Source organism: Herbaspirillum sp. GCM10030257 (genome assembly GCF_042666555.1).
GTDB lineage: Bacteria > Pseudomonadota > Gammaproteobacteria > Burkholderiales > Burkholderiaceae_D > Noviherbaspirillum.
Genome location: NZ_JBHTDH010000014.1, coordinates 57,582 through 83,374 on the forward strand (window position 1 = coordinate 57,582; position 25,793 = coordinate 83,374).

The window sequence follows — 25,793 nt, forward strand, 5'->3', positions numbered from 1 at the left end:
CACTCTTACATCGCATGTAAGTCCCTGTCATTCATGGGTACCCTGTTCCTTATGTTGACGATGTGTTTAGAAAATGTGGCGGCGTGACATCAGATAGTTTGCCAGGCGTGACACTTGATCACTAAACCCGTGCGGCGACATACCCGGCAGCATGCACTTGCTGTAAGTTAACTGCTTTATTGAAACATAGCAGGGTAACCAGAAATGAAATCATGTATTGCCGGTATCGCCACAACCGTCCTTGCGTCGGCATTGCTTGCTGCGTGCGGCGCAGGCATTGAAGAGCTATGGAAAGCCGACACTGTAGTCAAGACCTCTGCGGTGCAAGGTGGCTATACGGGCAAGCTTTCCAACGATCGCGATATCACGATGCTGGTGCTGGAAGATGATCAGTTCTATTCCGTCTATGGCAGCCTGACCAACGGCAGTTTTGCACCGAAGGGTTTCATGCATGCCAGCGGAAAGGCAAGCAACGGCAGTTTTACAGCGAGCGATCTGAAGGATTTCGCTACGGATGGCACAGCCTACCTCGGCTCGCTGAATGCATCCTATGCGGCTGGCGCCAACCTCAACGGTACAGTCGTCGAGGGCTCATCGACCATCACATTTACCAGCACTGTCATCAAGAGCAGTCAGTACAACTATGGCAATGCAGCCAGCACCGCCGACATCAACGGCAACTGGACTCTGACTGACTTGCAGGGGGTCGCGGTCGACCTCAAGGTCGGACTGGATGGCGCCATAACGGCATCGTCTGGCGGTTGCGCATTCAGCGGCACGGTCACGCCCCGTGCATCAGGCAAGAAGGTGTTCGACCTGGCACTGACCTTCGGCGCGGCGCCATGCCGCTTTGCGAATCAAACATTAAAAGGCATTGCGATCGATTACCTTGCCGCGAGCGGAAAGCGTCAGTTGCTGCTGGCCGCCACGGACTCGGCACGCAATAACGGTGTTGCCTACGGCGGTTTGCGATAAAAGTAAAACAAGACGCCGCAGCCGTATCGATGTCCTTATCGACATCAATACGGTTGCGGCGTCCTTCCTGTACGCATGTTTCAGGTGCTGACCGTGTTTATTTCTTCATCAGCGAACATTTGGAATCAGCCGCCTTGGTAAACGCATCCTCGCCCGGAATGGTCGCCACGGTTTTCAGGTAGTCCCAGGGCTTTTTGGATTCAGCCGGCGTCTTTACCTGCATCAGGTACATGTCATGGATGTAGCGTCCGTCCTGACGGATATAACCCTTCGAGTAAAAGTCGTCGATCTTCATTTTCTTCAGCTCGGCCATGACCTTGTCCGCATCATCGGTGCCGGCTGCCTTGACAGCTTTCAGGTAAGTAGCGGTGACCGAGTAGTCAGCGGCCTGATGGGTGCTCGGCATCTTCTTCATCTTCTGGAAAAAGCGGCTGGCGAACTTGCGTGAAGCCTCATCCTTGTCCCAGTACCAGCTGTCCGTCATCAGCAAGCCCTGGGCGACCGGCAATCCCAGACCGTGAATATCATTGATTGTCATGAGCAGGCCGGCAAGCTTCATGTTCTTTGTCAGTCCAAAGTCATTGGCCGCCTTGATGGAGTTGATGGTGTCCGCACCGGCATTGGCCAGACCGAGCACCTGTGCCTTGGACGCCTGGGCCTGCAACAGGAAGGACGACATGTCATTGGCATTCGGCGGATGCTTGACCGATCCCAGTACCGTTCCGCCACTGGCCTTGATGACTTCGCTCGTATCGTTGAACAGCGATGCGCCGAATGCATAGTCGGCGACCAGGAAATACCAGGACTTGCCGCCGGTGCCGACCACTGCGGAGCCGGTTCCCTTTGCAAGGGCAACGGTGTCGTATTCATAGTGCACGGTATAGGGCGTGCAGTCTTCGTTGGTGAGTCGCGCGGTCGCCGCGCCGACGTTGAAATAGACGCGCTTCTTGTCGGCGATCACCTGGTTCATCGCGAGGCCGGCAGCGGAATTGACGCCGCCGATCAGCATCTTCAGATCCTGCTGGTCTATCCATTCACGCGTCCTTGCTGCAGCGGTGTCCGCCTTGTTCTGGTGGTCCGCCGACAGGACTTCAATCTTGCGGCCGAGGACAGTACCGCCGGCATCCTCAATCGCCATCCTGATCGCTTCAAGGCCACCGGAGCCATCCGTGTCCGCGTAGGGACCGGACATGTCGGTGATGAAGCCGATACGGAAAGGTTCGCCGGGCGATGCGGCTTTGGATGCCTGCGCATGAGCGGATCCAAGGCAAGCGAAAGCTGCAGCGGCAGCAATGGAAGTCAGTGCAAAGCGTACTGGGCTGTTCATGTGTATCTCCTGTTGCGGGCTATAGAGCCATCTGGCCATCCGCTGTTGTTGTTGGAAACTACCTTAACGTAAAAACGTGACAACTGCTGCATAACGCTCGGGGCGGCAGACCCCGGACGGCTTACGTGCGCTCATTGAGCAGCTTGACTGCGAAGTCGACGCGTACGTCCTTCGCGGCGACCATTTCGCGCACGACCCAGTCGATGTCGGCGGCCTTCGCGCCGGCGGCGATTGCGATATTGCGCGCATGCAGCGCCATGTGGCCGCGCTGTATGCCTTCGGTCGCAAGGGCGCGCAACGCACCCATGTTCTGGGCAAGGCCAACGGCAACGGCGACCTCGGCGAGTTCCTGCGCCGTCGTGGTCTGCAAGATCTTCAGCGACAGCTGCGCCAGAGGATGTGTCCTGGTAGCGCCGCCGACGAGTCCGACCGGCATGGGCATTTCTATCGTGCCCACCAGGTCGCCTTTCGCGGAAATTTCCCAGGTGGTCAGCGAGGTATAGCTGCCACTGCGGCACGCATAAGCATGTGCGCCGGCTTCCACCGCACGCCAGTCATTGCCGGTGGCAACGATCACCGGATCGATGCCATTCATGATGCCCTTGTTGTGCGTGGCGGCGCGGTAAGGATCAACCGCTGCAAATGTGTACGCATCAACGATACCGTGCACGACTTCTTCGCCGCTGTACTCCTTGCTATGCAACAGTTCCGCCGGCACCTGCACGCGGGCTCGCGCAAGACGCAGATCGGCGAGATTGGACAGGATACGCAAGCGCACCTTGCCGCCGGTGATTGCCTCGACCCGGCCGGCTACTGCTTCGGCCATGGTGTTGACGGTATTGGCGCCCATCGCATCGCGGACGTCGACGATCAGGTGCATGACCACCATCGGGCCGCGCGGCGTATCGGGAAATACATGGACTTCGATGTCCTTGCAACCGCCACCCAGCCCAATCAGCACCTTGTCGCGGCTGTTGGCAATCTCGATGATTTCGGCGCGGCTGTTGAGCAGTGCATGTCGTGCGCCATAGGGATCGGCGAGTCCCATGATCTGCACCTGTGCTCGCATCAGCGGTCCGGTACTCGATGTACGAAAGCCGCCCGCTTCGCGGATCAGTTTGGCCATGTACGAGGCGGCAGCGACCACCGACGGCTCTTCGACCACCATCGGCACTAGCACGTCCCGCCCGTTGAGCTGAAAATTTCCGGCCACCGCGAATGGCAGTTCGAACTTGCCGATCACGTTCTCGATCATGCCGTTCGCAACGTCGAGCGGCAACGCGCCGGGCTCGGCAATCAGGGCCTGCTCTTCTGGGGTAAGTCCTGTCCTTGCGGCAATCTCCGCAAGGCGCTGGGCGGGTTCAAGTGCACGAAAATTCGGCAATCGTGAATCGACTGTCATCTGCTGGTCTCCTGGTGGTAGGCCCGTCGCGTCATCAATGCGCGGCCTGTTGATTAATCGGGAGTCTAGTAGTGGCGCAGCAGATTCACTATGTGTATAAAACACATAAGAAAAATATTTTTATGTTTAATGAGCTTGCTACCATTCTTTTGGTTTAACTACCGCAGCAGTGCAGCAATTTTTTTATCTACTTGTACTTACTATGTTTTTTTCGAAATCCGGCACGCCATTGGAGCCTGAGTTTGCTGCATTGCAAGAATAATATTTTTGAGAGTTTGCAGATGATGGAGCTAAAGTACATAAAATATGAGGATCGCTGTAGCACGCCTGGCAAAGCAGTCGGCTACTTAATGAGAAGGAAAGTGCAGTGACCACACCGCAGGGCAGAGAATTCTTGCCGGAAAGCGACAGTGAACTCTTTCGGGAGATAACCACGCTTCTTTACCAGAACGCCGGCAGGGAAGAATTTGCGCAGTTACAGCAGCGCATCGACACGGCTTCTTCAGGCACCGCCGGGAAAGCCTTGCAGCAGAGTGTCCAGATGGCGCTCATGATCCGCGAGCGTTTCGACGAATACCAACAACGTGAACGCGGGCTCAATGCCGTCATCGAAACCGCGCAGGATCTGACCGCAATCCGCGACCTCGACCATACCCTGCAGGCAATCGTGCATCGCGCCCGCAAACTGATGAATGCCGACATCGGATATCTGTCGATTTACGATCGCAGTCAGGGTGATTTCTACGTGCGGGCTACCGACGGCGCCTTCTCGGAAAACTTCAAGAAAATCCGTGTTCCCCGCGATGTGGGCATCTGCGGTTACGTCGCTCGCAACCGGGCACCGTACACCTCCGCCGAGTACGGCAGCGATGCCCGGTTTTCCCATTTCGGGCCGATTGATACCGCAGTCACGGAGGAAGGCATCAGATCGATACTCGGTGTGCCACTGATGTCTGGCATTGAGGTGATCGGCGTGCTGTTTGTCGGCGACCGGTATGTTCGCTCATACAACAGTTGGGAAATGTCCATTCTCTCGACCCTGGCGGCCCATGCTTCGGTTGCGATTGAAAACGCCCGCTTGTTCGAGCAGACGCAGGTCGCCCTCAAACAGGCCAGTGATGCAAACGCGCTGCTCAAGAAGCAGAGCGCCGACACGCAGATTGCCGCCGAAGCGCACGAGCAGCTGACCTCGCTGGTCGCGCGTGGCGGCGGACTCAGGGAAATCTGCGAAATGGTGGCCCACATGCTTGAAGGCGCTGTCAGCGCAATCGACGATGGTGAACAATTGATGTATGCCTCCGGCGAATCCGGCATGGCAACCTCCACTGCCGAGGACGCTGGGCGGAAGGCGCAGGAATTGTTTTATACGCGTCAGGACAAGATTCACGCCGCGCTGGTGGAAAGCCGGATACTGGGCCGATCGGTCACCGCCTATGTGACGCCGGACGAAGTCTGCCGTGTCTCTGCGGTGGTCGGCAGCCGGGGCTTGCTTGGTGGACTGATTATTCGTACCGCGCGCGAACTCAACGACGTCGAGGTCCGTATCTTCGAGCGCAGCTCAATGGTGACCGGCGTGGTACTGCTGTCGCAGGAGCGCAATCAGTATGCGGCGAGAGAAGAAATCCCGGCAATCTTTCGTGGCTTGCTGAGCAGTTCCCGACCCAATTTGCCAAGACTGACGGAGCAAGCTGCGCGCCATGGCCTGTCGCTCACCCACCCGCTCTGCATTGCCGTCATCCAGGTGGAGAACGACAACAGCAGTTATCTGCTCAGGAAGATGCGTGGCAGCCTGCAGTTGGCCGGTACGCTGTTCGACGATTTCGATGGCGCCATCGTGTTCGTTTCCACGCTGACCGCGCATGATGAATTGCGTGACACCTTGCAGCAATATCTCACACGCGAGGTGAAAGAATCAGTGACCGGCGTCGTATCGAAACCCGTCACGCAACTTGCGGCCTTGCCCGAATGTTATCAATCCATGCTGCGTTGCCTGTCCACGCTGAAGGCGCTCGGGCGAAGTGGCGCGATTTTCCTGGAACAGGAACTGGCCTTGTATGCGTTTCTGTTTGAACGCCGCAACGCCGGGGATATCGAAGCCTTCCTGACATCGACGCTCGGCAAACTGTATCAGGGTGGACAACAGCGCAAGACGGAACTTGCCCGCACACTGTTGTCCTATCTGGACCATGGCCATAATGCACGTGCAACAGCGGCGGAGCAGAACATCCATATCAATACCTTCCGGCAGAGGTTGGATGCGATCAACGCAGCCCTGGGTAACTGGAATGAAGGAAGCCGGGCGCTCGAGATTCATGTCGCATTGCGACTCTGGAGATTGCGTGACGATGAAGCGACAGGCAAGACCTAGAGCGCACTACGGCACCCGGATGCCATCGACGCACAATCAGTGATTAATGAAGCGCCAGCGACGGCGAGGAAAAGCGGGTCTTTGCAGCAAGCAATGCATCCAATTGCGTTGCGCTGACCGGCTTGCTGTAGAAGTAGCCCTGCACCAGATCGCAATCGGTCAGCCGCAGAAAGTCCAGCTGCTCCTTTGTTTCAACCGCCTCGGCAACGACGGTCACCTTCAGGGTTTTTGCCATGTTGATGATCGCTCGTGTAATCCCCTGATCCTTGGCATCGCTTGGCAGCCCATGAATGAAGGCCCCATCGACTTTCAGGGTATCGATGGGCAGGTGCTTCAGGGTGGACAAAGAGGAAAAACCCGTGCCGAAATCGTCGATGGCAATCCGCACGCCCGCCGACTTTAGACGCATGACGGTCGCAAGGCCTGCGTCAAGATTACGCATGAACATGCTTTCGGTGATCTCGAGTTCCAGCATGCCGGGATCCATACCCGAGCTTTGCAGGATGTCGGCAATCTCGCTGTGCAACTTGTCATTGTCAAACTGGCGCACCGACAGATTGACCGCGACGTTCAGGCTGCCCATCCCGTTGGTACGCCATTCCACAGCTTTCACGCAAGCCTGTTCCAGTGCCCACTTCCCGAGGCTGTGAATCAGGCCGGTTTCCTCGGCAAGAGGGATGAAGACGGAGGGAGCGACGTTCCCGAGTTCGGGATGTGTCCAACGCATCAGCGCTTCGACGCCGGATAGCGCTCCGGTGCGTAAATCGACCTTGGGCTGGTAATGCATTTCGATCTGGTTTCGCTCCAGCGCATGTCGCAAATGGGTTTCCAGCGCAAGCTTTTGGGACACGGCGGAGTTAAGGTCTTCGGAATAGAAGTGGTACCGGTTTTTCCCGGCCTCCTTTGACCGATACATCGCCATGTCGGCTGTCTTCAGCAACCCCTGTTCATCCGCACCGTTCTGCGGATAAAGACTGATACCGATACTGGCGGTGACGTAGAACTCCTGATCCTGGATGATGAAGGGCCAGCGCGTGACCGACAGGATCTTTTGCGCGACGTGGGCGACGACGGAAGGCGACGGCAGTTCTTCCAGCAGGATGACAAATTCATCGCCACCGAGCCGCGCCACGATGTCGCCTTCACGCAGGCAGTGTTTGAGGCGGACCGCGATTTCCTGCAGCAGCAAATCGCCGGCATCATGGCCCTTGGTATCGTTGATGGTCTTGAAACGGTCGAGGTCGATCAGCAGCACAGCAAGCTGTTTTCCATACCGGTCGGCCTGCCGGATTGCATGGTTGACATGGTCGCTGAACAGCCGGCGGTTTGGCAGGTTGGTCAGCGAGTCATGATGGGCCAGGAAGGTGATGTGTGCTTCCGAACGGCGACGCTCATCGATTTCTTCCTGCAGGCGCTCATTGGCTTTGGCCAGCTCGGACGCCTTTGCGCCGAGCTTGATGTTGGCGCTCATCAGTTGTTGCGCATATTCCGTTGCCTTGGTACCCAGATGCGAATCGACAACTGCCACCAGCAAAGCCGTCACGAGCAGGAAAAAAGTTGACCCGGCGATGACCATCCCGAGCTGCCAGTTGTCGAACGAGGCCGCCGTTGTCGCAGCAGGCGACTGCGCGGATATATGGGTAGCCAGCATGCCAGTGTAGTGCATGCCGGAGATAGCCAGACCCATCACAGAAGCGCTGATGAGCTTGTGCCATTGGCTGCCCGCTTCGCGCCCGTGGCGGAAAGTGATTGCCAGTGCCGAAATGGCGACACCAATCGCGATGACGATGGAGGCAGCCAGCAGCGGCGGATCGTAATGAAGATGCGCGCCGGTGTTCATGGCAGCCATGCCGAGATAGTGCATAGTGGCGATGCCTAGCCCCATCAGCGCCCCGCCAATCATGCAGCCGGACCGGCTCATTGCGGTCCGAGTCGGAATCCATAACGCAAAGCCGGATATCAGAACCGCAAGGAAGAAGGAAACCGCGGTGAGCGCGCCATCGTAGGTAATCGACGCCGACCATCTGTGTGCCAGCATCCCGATAAAATGCATCGCCCAGATACCGGCACCCATGGCCAGCGCTCCGCCTGCGAGCCAGGTGCGCGCTGCAAACGATGTCCGTGAGGCTGCAATACGCCTGGCAAGCGTCAGCGCCACATACGATGCAAAAATTGCCACGACAACGGACAACAGGACAAGCCAGGGATCGTAAGTGGCAGTTGGGAACATAAGGTGTGAGGACGCGGGAAAGCACAAAAACATGGTGCCCGCACCACAATTAACAAGTAAACGGTGTTTCCCGATGATAACAACTCCCCTGACGGGAGAACAGACTGCAGCTGTGGTTTTTGTTATGAGAACTCGGAGGAAGCGGCAAATGTGTGCGCAGCCGCCACAAAGAAGTGGAAAAGACCGTGTCAGGAAGAGAAAGGCATATCAGGCATGTAATTGATGCGCTCTCGCGGAGCGCCGCGCTTCGCTGTCAATTAAATAATTGAGTGCTGGTTGAATCCGTGCATTGCCACCCGGGTCACCTGGGTTGCCCGAGTTGTTATAAGGTCGCCCTAGCTCGCGCCCCGAAGCCGCTTCAGGATTTCGGCCATCCGGTAAGGTTTACTGATGAACTGGAAATCACCAATATCGGTGCTGTCCTCGCCCACCATTGGTGCCGGATAGCCTGAGGCGAGAAGGATCGCAATCCCCGGGATCAGCTTGCGGGCTTCCCGTGCGAGCATGATGCCGTCCATATCGGGCATGACCACGTCCGAGAAAAGTACATCAATGTCATGATTGCGTTTCAGGATGTCGATCGCATCCGCAGCGTTATTGGCTGACAGAACATCATATCCCAACATCTTGAACAATTCGACCGCGGCTTCCAGCACGTCGGGCTGGTCATCGACGACCAGTGCCTTGTCGTTGCCGGCATTGGTTTCGGTCGATGCGGTGCTCTCGTCGGTCTCCTGATCGAGTGCCGGCAGATAAATGGAAATAGCCGAACCTTTGCCGGCTTCACTGGCGATATCCAGGTAACCGCCAGACTGCTTAACCAGACCGTACACCTGACTAAGCCCCATACCGGTACCCTGGCCCACCGGCTTGGTGGTAAAGAAGGGATCGATCGCTCGCGATACGACGTCAGGCGTCATCCCGACACCATTGTCACGCACGACGACTTTTACATACCGCCCCGCAGGCACGCTGTCGCTTTCACGTTCGCGTAATGTCACGTCATCGGTAACAATGGTCAGCACACCACCATCGGGCATGGCGTCACGCGCATTGGTGACCAGATTCAGCAATGCCGTTTCAAACTGCACGGCATCGATCATCACCGGGCTGAGATTTGGCCTGATCTGTACATCGAAGTGGATGGTCTCGTTGACGGCACGACGCAACACCGCCTCGAATTTTTCAATGACACGATTGAGGTTGTACTTATCCTGGCGCAGCGGCTGCTGGCGCGCAAAAGACAAGAGCTGCTGCGTCAGTGTCGATCCACGCGTCACGGCTCGCTGCATGGCATCAAGCATTTTGATGCCGGTTTGGCTTTGCACTTCCCTGGACAATATCTCCAGGCCGGTGGACAGGACGCCGAGCAAATTATTGAAGTCATGCGCGACGCCGCCGGTCAGTTTGCCGATGGCTTCCAGCTTCTGGGACTGGAACAGGGCTTCCTGCGCACGCTCAAGAGCCAGCATCGCATCGCGTCGTTCAGTGATATCGCGGGTCACTTTGGCAAAGCCGATCAATTCTCCCTGATCGTTGCGTATGGCATCGATGACGACATTTGCCCAGAAGCGGGTGCCATCCTTGCGTACGCGCCAACCTTCCGACTCGTAGCGCCCCACTTTAGCTGCAGTCTCCAAAGCGTTTGCCGGCATACCGCTATGACGGTCCTCCTCGGTGTAAAAGCGCGAAAAATGGGTGCCGATGACTTCATTCGCCGCATAGCCCTTGATATGCTGGGCACCGGCATTCCAATTAGTGATTTCACCCGCGGGTGACAGCATGTAAATCGCATAATCGGTCACACCCTGGACCAGGTAGCGGAAACTGCGTTCGCTTTCCAGCAGCGCTTCATGGGCCGCCTTCTGCTCAGTGATATCGCGTGTGATTTTTGCGAAGCCGATGAGGTGACCGTTCTCATCACGGATCGGATCAATGACGACGCTAGCCCAGAAGCGGCTGCCATCCTTGCGGACTCGCCAGCCTTCGTCTTCAAGCTTGCCCGCTGTTGAGGCGGTCCGGAGGGCGAGCTCTGGTTTGCCGATCGCCTTGTCTTCTTCGGTATAAAAAACCGAGAAATGCTTGCCAATGATTTCAGCCGGTTCATATCCCTTGAATCGCTGTGCGCCCGCATTCCAGCTATTAACGTATCCTTCCGGCGTCAGCATATAGATCGCGTAGTCGTTTACGCTCTGGACAAAGAGCTGAAAACGTGCGGCGTCGGACAATCCGTGAATAGAGGCTTTTGGGGTATCTTGCATTAGGGCGTTGAATGCCTGCGGTCTGCACTTCGGTGTGGGAATACGGAAATTCTACACCTCAATATCGTCCAAGCGGTTTTTGCAACCGGTTAAGAAAGTTGATTGAGTTAGTAAGAGTCAGGCATGAGCCATGCAAAGCATAAAGAAAAAGGGGTTACGTCGTAACGTAACCCCTTCAATTTTTGGTGGGCCTCCCGTGAGTCGAACACGGCACCAACGGATTATGAGTCCGCTGCTCTAACCAAGCATGAGCTAGAGGCCCGGAAAGCTGTGTATTTTATTCCAACCAGGCATTGTTGTCGCTCGCTTCATACTACTTTTGCACGGCGATAGTGATGTTCACAAAGCCCGATGTGACTAATGCGGCCTTTCAGCCGCATTAGTGTGGTCGGTTACCGGATCAACTACCTTCGAGGAAGCTCTTGAGCTTGTCGGAGCGGGACGGATGGCGCAGCTTGCGCAGCGCTTTTGCCTCTATTTGTCGAATGCGTTCACGCGTGACGTCGAACTGCTTGCCGACCTCTTCCAAAGTATGGTCGGTAGACATCTCGATACCGAAACGCATGCGCAGCACCTTGGCTTCGCGCGGAGTCAGCGAGTCGAGCACATCCTTTACCACACCGCGCATCGACGCATGCAGCGCCGCATCGGCCGGAGCCAAAGTGTTGTTGTCTTCGATGAAATCGCCAAGATGGGAATCGTCGTCGTCGCCAATCGGTGTTTCCATCGAAATCGGCTCTTTCGCGATCTTCATGATCTTGCGGATCTTGTCTTCCGGCATTTCCATCTTGATTGCCAGTGTCGCCGGATCCGGCTCCGCGCCAGTCTCCTGCAGAATCTGGCGGGAGATGCGGTTCATCTTGTTGATCGTCTCGATCATGTGCACCGGAATACGGATGGTGCGCGCCTGGTCAGCGATCGAACGGGTGATCGCCTGGCGAATCCACCACGTCGCGTACGTCGAAAACTTGTAGCCGCGACGGTATTCGAACTTGTCCACCGCCTTCATCAGGCCGATGTTGCCTTCCTGGATCAGGTCGAGGAACTGCAGACCGCGGTTGGTGTACTTCTTGGCGATCGAAATCACCAGACGCAGGTTGGCCTCGGTCATTTCACGCTTGGCCTTGCGTGCCTTCATTTCGCCAGCAGCCATCTTCTTGTTGATGTTGCGCAGGTCTGGCAGTGGCAGGACGACGCGTGCCTGCAGGTCGATCAACTTTTGCTGCAGTTCCTTGATGGTCGGTACGTTACGGCCGAGCACCGCGCTGTATGCGTGGTTGCCGATCACTTCGCCGTCGATCCAGTCAAGGTTGGTTTCATTGCCTGGGAAGACCTTGATGAAGTGGGCGCGCGGCATGCCGCAGCGGTTCACTGCAACGTCGAGAATCTGCTTTTCGATATGGCGCACTTCATCCACCTGGCCACGCAGGGTGTCGCACAGCTTTTCGACAAATTTGGCGGTGAAGCGGATCGAAAGCAGCTCGTTGGAAATCGTCTCCTGGGCCTTCACGTAAGGCTTGGAGTTGTAGCCTTCCTTCTCGTAGGCCTTGCGCATCTTGTCGAACTGGTTCGAGATTTCTTCGAACTTGGCGAGCGAATCGCGCTTCAGTTGCTCAAGCTGTTCGGCGGAGAATCCGGCAGCGCCGCCACCGGCGTTGTCTTCTTCTTCCTCTTCCTCGTCATCCTCGTCCTCTTCCTCTTCGTCTTCTTCGGCGGCAGCGGCTACCGGAGGTGCGGCGACTTCGTCGGAAGCATTTGGATCAACCAGGCCGTCAACAATTTCGTCAACCTTGATTTCTTCTTTTTCGATGCGGTCTGCGGCGGCAAGGATTTCAGCAATGGTGGTCGGGCAAGCCGAGATTGCCTGGATCATGTCCTTCAGGCCGTCTTCGATACGCTTGGCGATCTCGATTTCGCCTTCACGGGTCAGCAACTCGACTGAGCCCATTTCACGCATGTACATGCGGACCGGGTCGGTGGTGCGTCCGAAATCGGAGTCGACCGTAGACAGCGCGGCTTCAGCGGCAGCTTCGGCATCGTCGTCGTCATTGCTGACAGTGGCGACGTTGTCGGACAGCAGCAGGGTTTCCGCATCGGGTGCCTGCTCATAAACGGCGATCCCCATGTCGTTGAACGTGCCGATGATGCCTTCAATGGCTTCCGGATCGACAATATTCTCGGGCAGGTGGTCGTTGATTTCAGAATACGTGAGGAAGCCCCGGTCCTTGCCGAGCTTGATCAGTGTCTTGAGCTTCTGGCGGCGCTGTTCGAGTTCTTCCTCGGACGCTTCACTGTCGGCGGAAAACGCGTCCTTCAGCAACGCCTTTTCCTTGGCCTTGCGGTCCTTCGCCTTCGCTTTGTCGGCGGCCTTGAGTTCAGCGCGCTCGACCGCGTTCAGTGCGGCGATTTCATCGTTTTCCGGCTGGAATTCTTTTGGCTTGCGTCCGCGGCGGCCCGGCACCTTGACACCCGGCAGGACATAGCTTGACGTATCGATAGCTGCCAGTGCGGCCGCATCGGTGGTCTGGCTGACTGCCATGACTTTGCTTTCTGGCTTGGCTTCGGCTTGTGGCGTGGCCTTGGCTACCTTGGCAGTCTTCGGATCGGTTTTCTTATTTGTCACGGGTTCTTTCAGTTTCTCTGGAGCTGCCTTGTCGGTGGCTCGGGATGAAGGTTTCGCCTTTGACATGCCTGTTGGTTCGGTCGTCGTCGGCGCTGCTTTGGCAACTGTTTTCGTGTCTGCTTTGCCTGGCGCCTTTGCCTTGCTTGCAGCCGGAGCTGTCGTCTTCACGGCGGGCTTTGCCACAGACTTATCAGCGGCAGGTTTAGTTGCAGCCGAGGTTGCTTTTTTTGCGGAAACAGTTGAATTCGCGGTTTTTTTCATTGCGTTTGCCATGGAATCAATACCATCTGGATTGCTCTCGTGCGCCGAGTGAACCTGCTTCACGAAGCCAAAGTACATCTGGCCCGGCATTCGCCCGCGCTACATTTTCCCGATCACCCCGTCAGCTTTGAAAGCCAGCGAAATTCTCTAAGACCTTGAATCAAAAGCTTTTAATGATACCACAGGGTGCAATATTTCTCCAATTCAAAGGCAAAAATGTCACTGTTACCGCAATGTGGTTTCGACCTCAGCTTGCCGCCGGAGTTGCTCTTGTTGTTGCATCAGTTCGCGATATCGTGTACGAGCCTCTTCTGTCGCCAGACCGGATATTGCCAGACGGTCAAGCTCGGCCTTCAATACTTGCATTTTAGTCTGCCGTACCGCGCCGGCAAGTTCCAGTCGGGCTGCGTCGAGGTCAGATTCGGTATCCGCTGCGATTTCAGCAATCAAGGGATCGAAGTCCGACCCGACACCACGTAGCTGTTCGGCAAGAGCTGCAAAATTGGCGGTTTCACCAAGTCCGTGACAAACCTCGATCAGCTGCATCAGCATCGCGGCATTGTCTGGCGCTAGTTGTGCAACCGCATCCAGTGCGGCCTGATCGAGTCCTACGGCGAGCGATGGATGCGCAACCAGCAGTCGGATCATCTGGCGTTCCAGGCCAATCGGCGGCGTACGCTTGGCACGTGGCGGTGCCACCCGCTTGCGAGCGACTGGCTGTACCAGTTCAAACAAAGCCTCGATTTCGGCAGGCGTGGTCTGGGTCAACTGCGCCAGGCCACGTACAATCTGCAATCGCAGCGCGGACGGCGGCATCGCCTGCAATAGCGGTTTTGCATCAAACTGTGCGCGGGCCCGGCCTTCGGAAGTGCTCAAGTCGTTATCCTGAGTAACTTCATTGAGCAGGAATTGCGACAGCGGCATCGCGTCACGCACCTGCTGATCGAAGGCGTCGGCACCAAACTCACGCACATAGCTGTCAGGGTCATGCTCGGCCGGCAGGAACAAGAACTTGAGTGTCTTGTTGTCACCAGCATGCGGCAGGCAGGCATCCAGCGCACGTCGAGCGGCGCGACGCCCGGCTGTGTCGCCATCAAAGCTGAAGATTACGTGGTCGGTTTGCCGCAATAGTTTCTGGACATGCACTGGAGTACAGGCGGTACCGAGCGTCGCGACTGCCTGAGGAAAGCCAAGTTGAGCAAGGGCAACAACGTCCATGTAACCTTCAGTGACCAGTACGTAACCAGCTTCCCGAATGGCTTGGCGCGCCTCAAACAATCCATAAAGCTCACTACCCTTTTGAAATAAGGGCGTTTCCGGCGAGTTCAAGTATTTGGGCTCACCGCCATCCAGCACCCGACCACCGAAGCCGATCACCTGCCCCTTGATGTTTCGAATAGGAAACATAATCCTGTCTCGGAAACGATCGTAACGCTTGCGGTTACCGCCATCTTCCTCGCTGCGGTCAATTACCAGACCAGCCTCAACCAAGGCCGGCGCATCGTAATCGGGAAATATCGTACGCAGGCTGTCCCACCCATCCGGCGCGTAGCCGAGTCCGAATTTCGCCGCAACTTCACCGGTCAGGCCCCGGTTCTTCAGGTATGCGATAGCGTTTTGTGCATTACGCAATTCCTGCCGATAGTAATCGCAAGCCTTCGTCATGACTTCGGACAGAGCGAGGCTTTTTGCCTGGACTTCGGCGCGCTGGGCGGGGGGCAGCCGATCCTGATCGGGCACCACCATGCCAACACCTTGTGCAAGGTCCTTGACCGCCTCGACAAAGCCAAGGCCGGAGTACTCGATCAGAAAGCCGATGGCAGTACCGTGCGCGCCACAGCCAAAGCAGTGATAGAACTGTTTGGTCGGGCTGACTGTGAAACTGGGGGATTTTTCGTTATGGAATGGGCACAAGCCCATGAAATTGGCGCCGCCTTTCTTCAGTTGCACATAGCGTCCTACCACATCGACAATGTCGACCCGGTTGAGCAAATCCTGAATGAAAGATTGTGGAATCACGGCGGCATAGTAAAGAAGTTGTCCAGGAAGCCATCGTCGGCCCGCAAGGTGCGGCCATGGGATGGAAGTGGGGGCAAAGCAAGATTTTAAAGCCTGCCTTACCCTGGGACCGCCTATTACGCGTGCGTCAGCGCCTTCTTGACCAGTGCCGAAACCGCCGTCATGTCGGCACGACCGGCAAGCTTGCCTTTAAGCACTGCCATTACTTTACCCATATCCTGCGGTCCGGCGGCACCAGTGGCAGCGATCGCTTGCGCGACTTCGCCGGAGATTTCGTCCACCGAAAGCGCTGCGGGCATGTAGGCGGACAGAACTTCGAGTTCGGCTTTTTCAATATCGGCAAGATCCTGACGCCCACCTGCCTCGAACTGCGTAATAGAATCCTTGCGCTGCTTGATCATCTTTTCAATGATGGCAAGGACATGGGCATCAGTCAGCTCAATGCGTTCGTCAACTTCCTTCTGCTTCATTGCCGCCGTAATCAAGCGAATTGTGCCAAGCCTGCCAGTATCCTTGGCACGCATGGCCGCCTTCATATCGTCGGTGATCTGCTCTTTGAGGCTCATTGTTTTCTCCAGTTCGAAGGATTTGCTGCGTTAGGCAAATGCAGATGTCCGTAAAGCATGGCGCACGCTTACTGGCCGGATGCTAGACATAGCCATATCGACATAGACGTCGGGGCTTGGATGGCGCGCTGAGCACTGTCCCTGCCGGCCGAATCACACTATCGACCGCCTGAAGTACCAAAACCCGCTGCGGTGGCTCCGGAGCGGGTTTGCACGGTACCGCACGCAGTGTGCGGCGCAGAATCAGTACAGCTTTTTCGGCAATTGCTGGCTGCGGATGCGCTTGTAGTGGCGCTTCACAGCAGCGGCGAGCTTACGCTTGCGCTCTGCGGTCGGCTTCTCGTAGAACTCACGCGCACGCAACTCGGTCAGCAGACCGGTTTTTTCAATAGTGCGCTTGAAGCGACGCATGGCGACTTCGAACGGCTCGTTTTCTTTAAGGCGAATTGTGGTCATGTAACTCTAACCGTGTATTTTGAGGGAAAGACGGCGAGTATAGCAGCTTAAAATCCGCTTGAAAAGAACTTCGGCTGTTTGTCGCACTATAGTTCACGGCTTGCTAAACCGACAATCCGGCTACCATGCCAGATGCCCAGGCCCATTGGAAGTTGTAGCCGCCCAGCCATCCGGTCACGTCCACCGCCTCGCCGATGAAGTGCAGGCCGGGCACCTTGTTGGCCATCATGGTTTGCTGTGACAGTTCGCGGGTGTCAACACCGCCCCTTGTCACCTCGGCCTTACGATAACCTTCGGAGCCGTTGGGCACGATCACCCAGCGATTGATGGCCTCGCCCAGGCGGCGGAGCACCTTGTCCGGCATATCGGCCAAGCGGGAGTCCGGCTTGATCCCGTTAGCCAGCAACATTCCCTCGGCCAGTCTGGAAGGCAGCCATTGCGGCAACAGGTTACCAATATTTTTCTTGAGGCTGGTCTTGCCCTCTACCAGAGTCTCGGCAATATCGGTTTCCGGCACCAGGTTCAATGTGAGCGGCTTGCCAGGGTCCCAGAAACTGGAGATTTGCAGCACCGCCGGACCAGACAGGCCGCGATGGGTAAACAAGAGATCTTCACGGAAATGCGTACGCGCCTTTTTCTCACCGGTTTCTATATCGACTTCCAGCGCGATACCCGACAGCGGCACAAAAGGCTCCCACGCAGTCGGATCGAAGGTGAGTGGCACCAGCGCCGGACGTGGATCGATCAGTTTGAGGCCGAACTGCTTGGCAATACGAAAAGCAAAATCGGTCGCGCCAATCTTCGGGATCGATAAACCACCGGTCGCAATGACGACGCTGGCAGCGTGGATCGTTCCGGCATCGGTATCGAGCCGAAACGTCTCGCCGTCCTTGCCGATCGATTCAATCTTGCATGGCATGCGCCATACCACCTTGCCAGCCTCGCACTCCGCCTTGAGCATGTCGATAATCTGCTCGGCCGAATGGTCGCAGAACAATTGCCCTTTGTGCTTCTCGTGATGCGCAATGCGATAGCGTTTGACGAGCGCCAAAAAGTCTTGGGGTGTGTAACGCGATAAGGCGCTTCGGCAAAAATGCGGATTGTTCGAAACAAAATTCTGCGGCCCGGCATGCAGGTTGGTGAAGTTGCAACGGCCTCCACCGGAGATACGTATTTTTTCGGCAAGCTTGGTGGCGTGATCGATCAGTACCACTTTCTTGCCACGCTGACCGGCTACCGCCGCACACATCATTCCGGCCGCACCGGCGCCAATAACGGCAACATCAAACTGGTTTTGCATGGGATCAGGGAAAACAACGAAGGCATGATTGTACGCCGGGACTGGCACGGTTCAGGCTTATTGAAAATGCGGCCATATCGAACGGCGCATTCCAGATCAAAAGCCATGTGCATGACGCGGTCAAGAAACCACGTTGGCAAGGAAGCGGTCAACAAGACGCTACTTCGGAAGACCAAAAAAAGCAGCCACCCGTGAAGGTGGCCGAAACGACATCTCTTGGAGGAAAAAATTTAGGGACAACGCAACGAAAACCCGGTACGTCAGTTCAGCAACAAAGGCGTTGGTCAGCTTCCGTCAAACTGTCATGGCTCGGGATGGACGCGCAGCGTACGACATCGCCAATCACAATGATGCTGGGACTCGCCAGCCTGGTCGCAGCAACCGCATCGGACAATTGTCCCAGCGTGGTTACCAGCTGCGCCTGTGCGTCCGAAGTCGCCGCATGGATAACGGCAACCGGCGTGGTCGGCGCCTTGCCGCCGGCGATCAGGGCAGTCTGGATCTCGGTACAACGCGCGACACCCATGTAGACCACCAGTGTCATGTTCAGTTTCGCCAGCGCCTGCCAGTCCGGGTTGGCGTCCGCTGTCTTGCCATGGCCGGTAACAAATACGGCGCCCTGACTCCAGTCGCGGTGCGTGAGCGGCACGCCAATCGAGGATGGCGCGGCAAGTCCGCTGCTGATGCCATTGACAACTTCAACGTCGATGCCCGCAGCCAGCAGATGTTCACGCTCTTCGCCACCACGGCCAAAGATGAAGGGATCACCGCCTTTCAGCCGCACCACGTGGTGCCCTGCACGTGCCTCGGCAATCATCAGGCGTTCAATGAATTCCTGGGGCGTCGACTGACAGCCGCCGCGTTTGCCGACATGGACAATGCGGGCATCGACATGCGCATGGTCAAGGATCACGGGATTGACGAGATCGTCCACCAGCAGCACATCGGCCAGCGCGATTGCCTTGACGGCCTTGAGCGTCAGCAGTTCCGGATCACCCGGCCCTGCGCCTACGAGATAAACCTTACCCGGCTTTGTCATGAAACACCTGTCTTGCATGTAGATGCTTCGCTATATGCAAACAGTGTTCCACCTGCTCGAGGATGGATGCAGGAACTGGCTGCCGTCCATCGAGCGCTTCTGCTATCCATTTTGCCGTGGTTCCTGCATCACTTGAGTGCGGCAGTGGAGGCATTTCATCCACCGGCTCCTGTTTTTGCACCAGCACTGTGCGCTGGTGTTCATGGAACCATTCGATCTGCTGGGCCCGCTTGGGATTGGCGACCGTCTCACCCTCGGTGCCACGCATCAGGAAAGCATCGCCACGCTCGATTGGCGCGGCGGTCGAAAAATAGGCCGACAGCATCTCGAGGTATTCAGGATGGGTGTAGGACGTGAGCCGCAACGCTGGTCCGGCAAAGGGCTGCATGATCTTGACCAGGGTATGGGTCGAATTGCGCACGCCCAGGATGCGGCGCAACGCGAGCAAACCTGCCAGCCGGGGAGCCAGCGCATCGATGGTCATGAAGACCGGACGTCGCTGTGCGAAACCAGCCGCCGCCTGTTCGACTGTCTGCGACGGTGCGATGCCGAGTTGAGCGAGGATTTCTGCCGTCGTTACACGGCCGGGATCCGAGGTCACGCCATGGATCAATACCGGCACGCCTTCTCTCGCGAGAAGCAGCGCCAGCAGCGGCGTGAGATTCGGTATGTTGCGTGATCCGTTGTAACTGGGGATGACGACCGGCGCCACCTCTCCTGATGGGATGGCTAACGGAGTAAACGATGCCTCGGCCGCATCGAGGAAGCCGGCGATTTCATCGACCGACTCGCCCTTGATGCGCATCGCCAGCACGATGCCGCCGAGCTCCAGGTCGGAAACACGGCGCTCCAGCATGGCGGAATACAAGTCGCGTGCATCTTCGCGCGACATGCTGCGCGCGCCTTTTTTGCCGCGGCCAATCTCTTTGATGAAACGTGCGGCATGGAATGGTTCAGGTACTGGGTTCATGGCGAAAGGGTACTACGAACTGCGGACAAAGGCGAAGTATGGAACTTGTCGTACAGGCAAGCCTTTGCCCTGATAGGCGCAAGGCAAGGGTAGAACAAGAATTTCCCTACGCTGCGACTTTGCCCGCCGGACTGCGGACCATGATGATCTTCTTGAGTTCCGGCACGCAGGAGCCGCAGCTCGTACCGCACCTGAGCTTACCCTGCAGCGATGCCATCGCCATTTCCGGCGTGCCTTCGTTGATCCAGTCCTGCTTGTCGAGCATGCCATGGATTTCAGACTCGGCAACGTTGTGGCAGTTGCAGACAATGCGCCCGCGTGACTTGAACCCCTGTGGCGCTTGCGTGGAAGGCATTAGCAGCAACCGGCCAAGTGTTGCAACTGCTTGCCCTGTCTCAAGATATTCCTTGAGCCAGCGTTCAGCCGACACGTCACCTGCCAGCGATACGGCTGCCAGCATGCCGTCGCGTACGAGGATATGTCGCGCATTGCCGCGTTTGACATCGTCATAACGGAGCACGTCAGCGCCAGCAATACCAAACCTGCTTTCAATATCCCGCACCAGTTCAGCCGCTGCCGGATAATCGTCGGCCGCGCGAAACAGCACGCCGACCTTGTCACGACCAAACAGCGTGCAGGAGGCATACGCAAACTGTCGCATGAAGGGACGCAGGGCAGCCTGCAAGGCGAGTGAATGCGATGCGTCGATCCAGCCGAATATCAGGAAGCGCCATGGCAGTTCGGCCTTCAACACTTTGACCGCCGCATGCTTGAGTTCCGGTTGTTTGGAACTGGAGCAGAACGCTGGTGAAGTCAGCATGTTGACGCCGTAGCTACCCTCCCCGGCGCTGCCGCGGCCGGATACATATTCTTCGCCCCAGTGCATGCCAATGAAGGCCTGTCCTGCACGCATATCGTCGCTGGCCATTGCCGGCAGGATCTGCGATCCGCGCTTGCTGGTGACATGCACCAGGTCGCCGTCGGCAATCATGCGGCGATCCATATCCGAGCGTGCCAGCATCACTGCCGGCTCTGCTGCATGGGAAAACAGTTGCGCTACGGTGCCGGTGCGACTCATGCCGTGCCACTGATCGCGCAAACGACCGGTAGTGAGGTGGAATGGAAACCGCGCATCGACCTGTTCTGCGACGGGACGATAGACCGTCTCGACAAACCTTGCGCGTCCGCTCGCCGTCGGAAACATACCATCTTCGTACAGGCGTTTCTTCCCTGTGTTGGCACCTTCCGGGTAAGGCCATTGCTGTGGACCTTGTTCTTCCAGGATGCGATACGACAAGCCGGTAATATCCAGATCGCGTCCACGTGTTGTTTCGCGATGTTCGTTCCAGATTTCCTCCACGCCCGCATACGGAAACAGGGAGGTCGTTTTGCCGATCCGCTGTTCGAGCCTGCGTGCGAAATCGATCACGACTTCCCAGTCATGCCTGGCTTCACCTGGCTTCGGCAGCACAGGCTTGAAACGCGTGATGCGTCTTTCGGAATTGGTGACCGTGCCTTCTTTCTCGCTCCAGGTAGTCGCTGGCAGCAGGACATCCGCGTAGTCGACAGTCGCCGTAGTCTTGTAGGCTTCCTGCACGATGACCAGTTCCGCGTGCCTCAGCGCTTCCCGGATCAACTTTTGCTCAGGCATCGATTGTGCGGGATTGGTGCAGGCGATCCACAGAATCTTGATTTCGCCGGAACGTACCGCGTCGAACATCTCGACCGCAGTCTTGCCCGGCGTCGCCGGAACATCATCGACACCCCACAGCCGCGCCACTTCGGCACGGTGTTCCGGGTTGGCCATGTCGCGATGGGCGGACAACAGGTTGGCGAGACCGCCGACCTCGCGTCCGCCCATGGCATTTGGCTGGCCGGTCAGGGAAAACGGCCCTGCACCCGGCTTGCCGATCTGATGTGTGGCGAGATGCAGGTTGATCAGCGCCGCGTTCTTCGCAGTACCGGAAGCCGACTGGTTGAGGCCCTGGCAATACAGCGACAGCGATGCTTTCGATTCACCAAACCAGCGCGCTGCCCGGATCAGATCTTCTTCGCGAATGCCACAGGTCTCCGCAACAAACTTGGGTGTGTAGTCGCGCACGATGCGCTTGAGTTCGGCGAAACCTTCGGTACGCGCTTCAATATACGCGGTGTCGACCAGACCTTCCCACAGGCAGATGTGCAACATGCCATTGAACAGCGCAACGTCGGTGCCGGGAAGGATCGGCAGGAACAAATCGGCATCGCGCGCCGTATCTGTAAGGCGCGGATCGGCGACGATCATTTTCAGCGCCGGATTTTTCTTGCGTGCTTCCTCGATGCGGCGATACAGGATGGGATGCGCATAGGCGGTATTGGAACCGACAATGAAGATCAGTTGTGCCTCGTCGATATCTTCGTAACAGGCCGGCGGCGCATCGGCGCCCAGCGTCTGCTTGTAGCCGGCGACGGCGCTCGACATGCACAGGCGCGAATTGGTATCGATGTTGTTGGTGCCGATGAGGCCCTTGGCCAGTTTGTTGAAGACGTAATAGTCTTCGGTCAGCAGCTGCCCCGAGATATAAAAGCCGACGCTGTCCGGCCCGTGCTGGCGAATGGTGGCATCGATACGGCGCGTCAGGAAATCCATGGTGGATTCCCAACTCGCACGTTCACGCTGTGCGCCACGTGTCAGGCGCATTTCGGGATACAAGGCCCTGACCTGCCGCTGCAGGACTGGGTTCGCCGTGAGATGCAAGGTGCTGCCCTTGGTACACAACCGGCCAAAGTTGGCAGGATGGTCGGGATCGCCGCGCACGCCGTTGATTTTTTCGCCATCGCTTTCGACGATGACACCGCAGCCTACGCCGCAATAGCAGCATGTTGTTCTGGTTTCCGTCCGCGCGCCTGCGGCGGTTCCCGGTGCTATATCAGCGGTTTTGGCAATGCCTTGCCTGGAAACGGGATGAGAATCGGCGCTATGGTATTCATTCATGCCGCCTCGGTTTCAGTCGCGTGCGATTGCAATTCGTTCAGGTCGAGATAGACCTTGCCATCTTCCACCTTGACGCTGAACTTGTGGGTACAGCCTTCGTCCGGTGCGGTGGCGCAACCGGAATCGAGCTGGATGTTCCAGTTGTGCAGCGGACACGCAACGCGTTCGCCGAACACGATGCCCTGGGACAGTGGGCCGCCACGGTGCGGGCAGCGGTCGAGCAGTGCAAAAATCTTGTCTTCGCTGTTGCGGAAAATCGCCACGTCGGTCTTCGGTGCCCGACTGACTACCCGGGCGCCAAGCACGGGGATGTCTGCAACGTTGCAGACAGATTTCCATTGTTGAGACATGTCATTCCCTTTTACTTGAGTTGTAGTATGTGGTCCAATGCGGCTCGCGTCGGCGAGCCTTTGAGGACGCAGGCATTGAGAATTACGATGGTGGCGGCAGAGGCAAGCACGATGGCAGTCAAATACACTCTCACGATCGATCCTTTCAACAACGCATTTCGGGATTGCGAACTTGCAGATTTGCCGGGACCGCTCGCCTTGCTACTTGCTACTGTGTCAGACAGTCAACGGCTCGAACTGACGGGTGTCGACCAGGGCCTTGTCTTTCTCGTGCCATGGGTCCGGCTCGCCGTCGAGCGAGAACAGCAGACGCTCATAGAGAGCCTTGCGGTTTTCTGCGTCTTCCAGCACCTTCTTCTTCACATGCTCGAGGCCGACCCGCGCGATGTAATGCACGGTGCGCTCGAGATACCAGCCTTCTTCACGGTACAACTGCAGGAATGCACCTGAATACTCCAGCACTTCCTCGTGCGTTTTTAATTTGACAAAGAAGTGCGCCACTTCCGTCTTGATTCCGCCATTACCGCCGACGTAGATTTCCCATCCGGAGTCGACGCCGATCACGCCGACATCCTTGATGCCGGACTCCGCGCAGTTGCGCGGACAACCCGACACAGCGATCTTGACCTTATGCGGCGCATACATCTTCCATAGCTCGCGTTCGAGCTGCTGGCCCATCAACGTCGAATCCTGCGTGCCGAAACGGCACCATTCGGAACCGACACAAGTCTTCACGGTGCGCAAAGCCTTGGCATACGCATGGCCACAAGGCATGTCGAGGTCTTTCCATACCGCAGGCAGGTCCTCCTTCTTGACGCCAAGCAGGTCAATGCGCTGACCTCCGGTGACCTTTACCGTCGGAATCTGATACTTGTCGACGACATCGGCGATGCGGCGCAGATCCTTGGCCGTGGTTTCGCCGCCCCACATCCGTGGAATCACCGAGTAGGTGCCGTCCTTCTGGATATTGGCATGCGCACGCTCGTTGATGAAGCGCGACTGCGGATCGTCCTTCGCCTCATGCGGCCAGGTCGAGATCAGGTAATAGTTGATTGCGGGACGGCAGGTCGCACAACCGTTAGGCGTGCGCCATTCCATGAAGCGCATGGTGTCCGGAATAGTCAGCAGTTTGTTGGCCTTGATGACATCGCGAACTTCCTGATGCGTATGATCGGTACAACTGCACAAGGGCTTGACCTTGTTGGCGCTGGAGTAATCGCCGCCGGCGGTAAACATGATGATCTGTTCAACCAGGCCGGTGCAGGAACCGCAGGACGCCGATGCCTTGGTGTGCTTGCGCACATCTTCCAGCGTGAACAGGCCTTTCTCCTTGATTGCCTTGACGATGGCACCCTTGCAGACGCCGTTGCAACCGCAAACCTCCGCCGTATCTGGCATCGCCGCCGCCTTGGTGAAGCCTTCGTGGCCGACGTCGCCGGGACGGCCGGTATTGGATTCGCCGAACATCAGCGTATCGCGGATTTCGGCAATGTCCTTGCCTTCACGCAGCAGGCTGAAATACCAGGAGCCATCCACGGTGTCGCCATACAGGCAGGCGCCAACCAGCTTGTCGTCCTTGAGGACCAGCTTCTTGTAGACACCGCCTATCGGGTCGGATAGTACGATTTCTTCGGTGCCTTCGCCACCCATGAATTCACCGGCGGAGAACAAGTCGATGCCGGTGACCTTCAACTTGGTCGACGTGACCGAGCCCTGATAACGGCCGATGCCGAAGTTGGCGAGATGGTTTGCACAGACGCGGGCCATTTCGAACAGCGGGGCGACCAGTCCATATGCGGTGCCACGGTGATTGACGCATTCGCCGACGGCATAGATGCGCGGATCGTAGGTCTGCATCGTGTCGTTGACCACGATGCCGCGATTGCAGTACAGGCCGGCCGATTCCGCCAGTGAGGTATTGGGCCGGATGCCGACCGCCATCACAACCAGTTGGGCCGGCACTTCGAGGCCATCGGTAAAGCGGATGGCTTTCACATGGCCATGTTCATCCCCAACGATTTCCTTGGTGTTTTTTTCAAGCAGAAAGAACAAGCCACGATCCTCCAGCGATTTTTGCAGCATCTTGCCGGCGACCGGATCAAGCTGACGTTCCATCAGCCAGTTCGGCAGATGGACCACAGTGACATCCATGCCGCGCAGCTTGAGGCCGTTGGCGGCCTCAAGCCCCAGAAGGCCACCGCCGATAACCACCGCATGCTTGTGCTGCTGCGCAGCCTCGATCATGGCGTTGGTGTCCTGGATGTCGCGATAGGAGATGACGCCTTTCAGTTCCTTGCCTGGCACGGGCAGGATGAAGGGATTGGAACCGGTAGCAAGCAACAGCCGGTCGTATTCCGCGACGGTGCCGTCTTCCGCGATGACCTGCCGCTTCTTGCGGTCGATCTTCGCAATCTTTTTGCCAAGATGAAGGGTAATGTTGTTTTCCGCATACCAGTCGACATCATTGAGCATGATGTCCTTGATCGTCTGCTCTCCGGCCAGTACGGGCGACAGCAGGATACGGTTGTAGTTGGCGTAGGGCTCGGCGCCGAACACAGTGATGTCGTAGATGTCCGGCGCAATCTTGAGCAGCTCTTCGAGAGTGCGCACACCGGCCATACCGTTACCGACCATGACTAATTTCAGCTTCTTCATTAAAGCTCCCTCTCCAC

At 57.2% G+C, this 25,793-nt stretch carries 17 protein-coding genes and 1 tRNA gene; 3 read left to right on the top strand and 15 right to left on the bottom strand.

Features of this window, described 5'->3' with window-relative positions:
- Positions 1-204 precede the first annotated feature (204 nt).
- The gene (locus ACFQUU_RS19600; RefSeq protein WP_382249806.1) at positions 205-975 is read left to right on the top strand and encodes a hypothetical protein; all 771 of its coding nucleotides are present in this window, start codon (positions 205-207) and stop codon (positions 973-975) included.
- 97 nt (positions 976-1,072) lie between these two features.
- Here the strand turns inward: ACFQUU_RS19600 and ACFQUU_RS19605 are convergent, their stop codons facing one another.
- A complete protein-coding gene (locus ACFQUU_RS19605) occupies positions 1,073-2,302 on the bottom strand; it encodes an ABC transporter substrate-binding protein (RefSeq protein WP_382249807.1) in 1,230 nt (409 codons plus the stop codon).
- A 121-nt stretch (positions 2,303-2,423) separates the two neighbouring features.
- Positions 2,424-3,704 carry a hydroxymethylglutaryl-CoA reductase, degradative gene (locus ACFQUU_RS19610; protein ID WP_382249808.1) on the bottom strand — a complete coding sequence of 427 codons (1,281 nt, stop codon included), beginning with the start codon at positions 3,702-3,704 and terminating at the stop codon, positions 2,424-2,426.
- Between the two features lie 367 nt (positions 3,705-4,071).
- Here ACFQUU_RS19610 and ACFQUU_RS19615 point away from each other — a divergent pair, with 367 nt between their 5' ends.
- Complete coding sequence (locus tag ACFQUU_RS19615) at positions 4,072-6,072, top strand: helix-turn-helix domain-containing protein (protein WP_382249809.1); 2,001 nt, start codon at positions 4,072-4,074, stop codon at positions 6,070-6,072.
- 43 nt (positions 6,073-6,115) lie between these two features.
- Here ACFQUU_RS19615 and ACFQUU_RS19620 read toward each other — a convergent pair whose 3' ends face one another.
- The 4 genes from ACFQUU_RS19620 to rpoD form a co-directional block, all read right to left on the bottom strand.
- Positions 6,116-8,302: an EAL domain-containing protein gene (locus tag ACFQUU_RS19620; protein ID WP_382249810.1), complete on the bottom strand. Its 2,187-nt coding sequence runs from the start codon at positions 8,300-8,302 to the stop codon at positions 6,116-6,118.
- 335 nt (positions 8,303-8,637) lie between these two features.
- Positions 8,638-10,563, bottom strand: coding sequence for a PAS domain S-box protein (locus tag ACFQUU_RS19625; RefSeq protein ID WP_382249811.1), 1,926 nt, complete (start codon positions 10,561-10,563; stop codon positions 8,638-8,640).
- A gap of 183 nt (positions 10,564-10,746) precedes the next feature.
- Positions 10,747-10,825 (bottom strand) — tRNA-Ile (locus ACFQUU_RS19630).
- 138 nt (positions 10,826-10,963) lie between these two features.
- Entirely contained in the window at positions 10,964-13,252 is a 2,289-nt protein-coding gene (gene rpoD / locus ACFQUU_RS19635; RefSeq protein WP_382249812.1) for an RNA polymerase sigma factor RpoD, read from the bottom strand.
- On the opposite strand from rpoD, the gene ACFQUU_RS19640 reads away from it, so the two are divergent.
- Entirely contained in the window at positions 13,215-13,499 is a 285-nt protein-coding gene (locus ACFQUU_RS19640) for a hypothetical protein (RefSeq protein WP_382249886.1), read from the top strand. The two genes, rpoD and ACFQUU_RS19640, sit on opposite strands and share 38 nt — an antisense overlap.
- A gap of 173 nt (positions 13,500-13,672) precedes the next feature.
- Here the strand turns inward: ACFQUU_RS19640 and dnaG are convergent, their stop codons facing one another.
- The 9 genes from dnaG to nirB all read right to left on the bottom strand — a co-directional run bounded on the left by dnaG (position 13,673) and on the right by nirB (position 25,776).
- Positions 13,673-15,466, bottom strand: a complete 1,794-nt coding sequence (gene dnaG, locus ACFQUU_RS19645) for a DNA primase (RefSeq protein WP_382249813.1) — start codon at positions 15,464-15,466, stop codon at positions 13,673-13,675.
- A gap of 116 nt (positions 15,467-15,582) precedes the next feature.
- Entirely contained in the window at positions 15,583-16,032 is a 450-nt protein-coding gene (locus tag ACFQUU_RS19650; protein ID WP_382249814.1) for a GatB/YqeY domain-containing protein, read from the bottom strand.
- Between the two features lie 243 nt (positions 16,033-16,275).
- Positions 16,276-16,488, bottom strand: coding sequence for a 30S ribosomal protein S21 (gene rpsU, locus ACFQUU_RS19655; protein WP_005665410.1), 213 nt, complete (start codon positions 16,486-16,488; stop codon positions 16,276-16,278).
- A gap of 103 nt (positions 16,489-16,591) precedes the next feature.
- Positions 16,592-17,788 (bottom strand): NAD(P)/FAD-dependent oxidoreductase, encoded by a 1,197-nt coding sequence (locus ACFQUU_RS19660; RefSeq protein WP_382249815.1) that lies wholly within the window; start codon positions 17,786-17,788, stop codon positions 16,592-16,594.
- 265 nt (positions 17,789-18,053) lie between these two features.
- Positions 18,054-18,827 carry a uroporphyrinogen-III C-methyltransferase gene (gene cobA / locus ACFQUU_RS19665; RefSeq protein WP_382249816.1) on the bottom strand — a complete coding sequence of 258 codons (774 nt, stop codon included), beginning with the start codon at positions 18,825-18,827 and terminating at the stop codon, positions 18,054-18,056.
- The gene (gene ybiB, locus ACFQUU_RS19670; protein ID WP_382249817.1) at positions 18,811-19,797 is read right to left on the bottom strand and encodes a DNA-binding protein YbiB; all 987 of its coding nucleotides are present in this window, start codon (positions 19,795-19,797) and stop codon (positions 18,811-18,813) included. Before ybiB ends, cobA begins: the two co-directional genes overlap by 17 nt.
- Before the next feature lie 106 nt (positions 19,798-19,903).
- A complete protein-coding gene (locus ACFQUU_RS19675; protein ID WP_382249818.1) occupies positions 19,904-22,771 on the bottom strand; it encodes a molybdopterin-dependent oxidoreductase in 2,868 nt (955 codons plus the stop codon).
- Complete coding sequence (gene nirD, locus ACFQUU_RS19680) at positions 22,768-23,121, bottom strand: nitrite reductase small subunit NirD (protein ID WP_382249819.1); 354 nt, start codon at positions 23,119-23,121, stop codon at positions 22,768-22,770. Before nirD ends, ACFQUU_RS19675 begins: the two co-directional genes overlap by 4 nt.
- 216 nt (positions 23,122-23,337) lie before the next feature.
- Positions 23,338-25,776: a nitrite reductase large subunit NirB gene (gene nirB, locus ACFQUU_RS19685; protein ID WP_382249820.1), complete on the bottom strand. Its 2,439-nt coding sequence runs from the start codon at positions 25,774-25,776 to the stop codon at positions 23,338-23,340.
- Between the last annotated feature and the right edge of the window lie 17 nt (positions 25,777-25,793).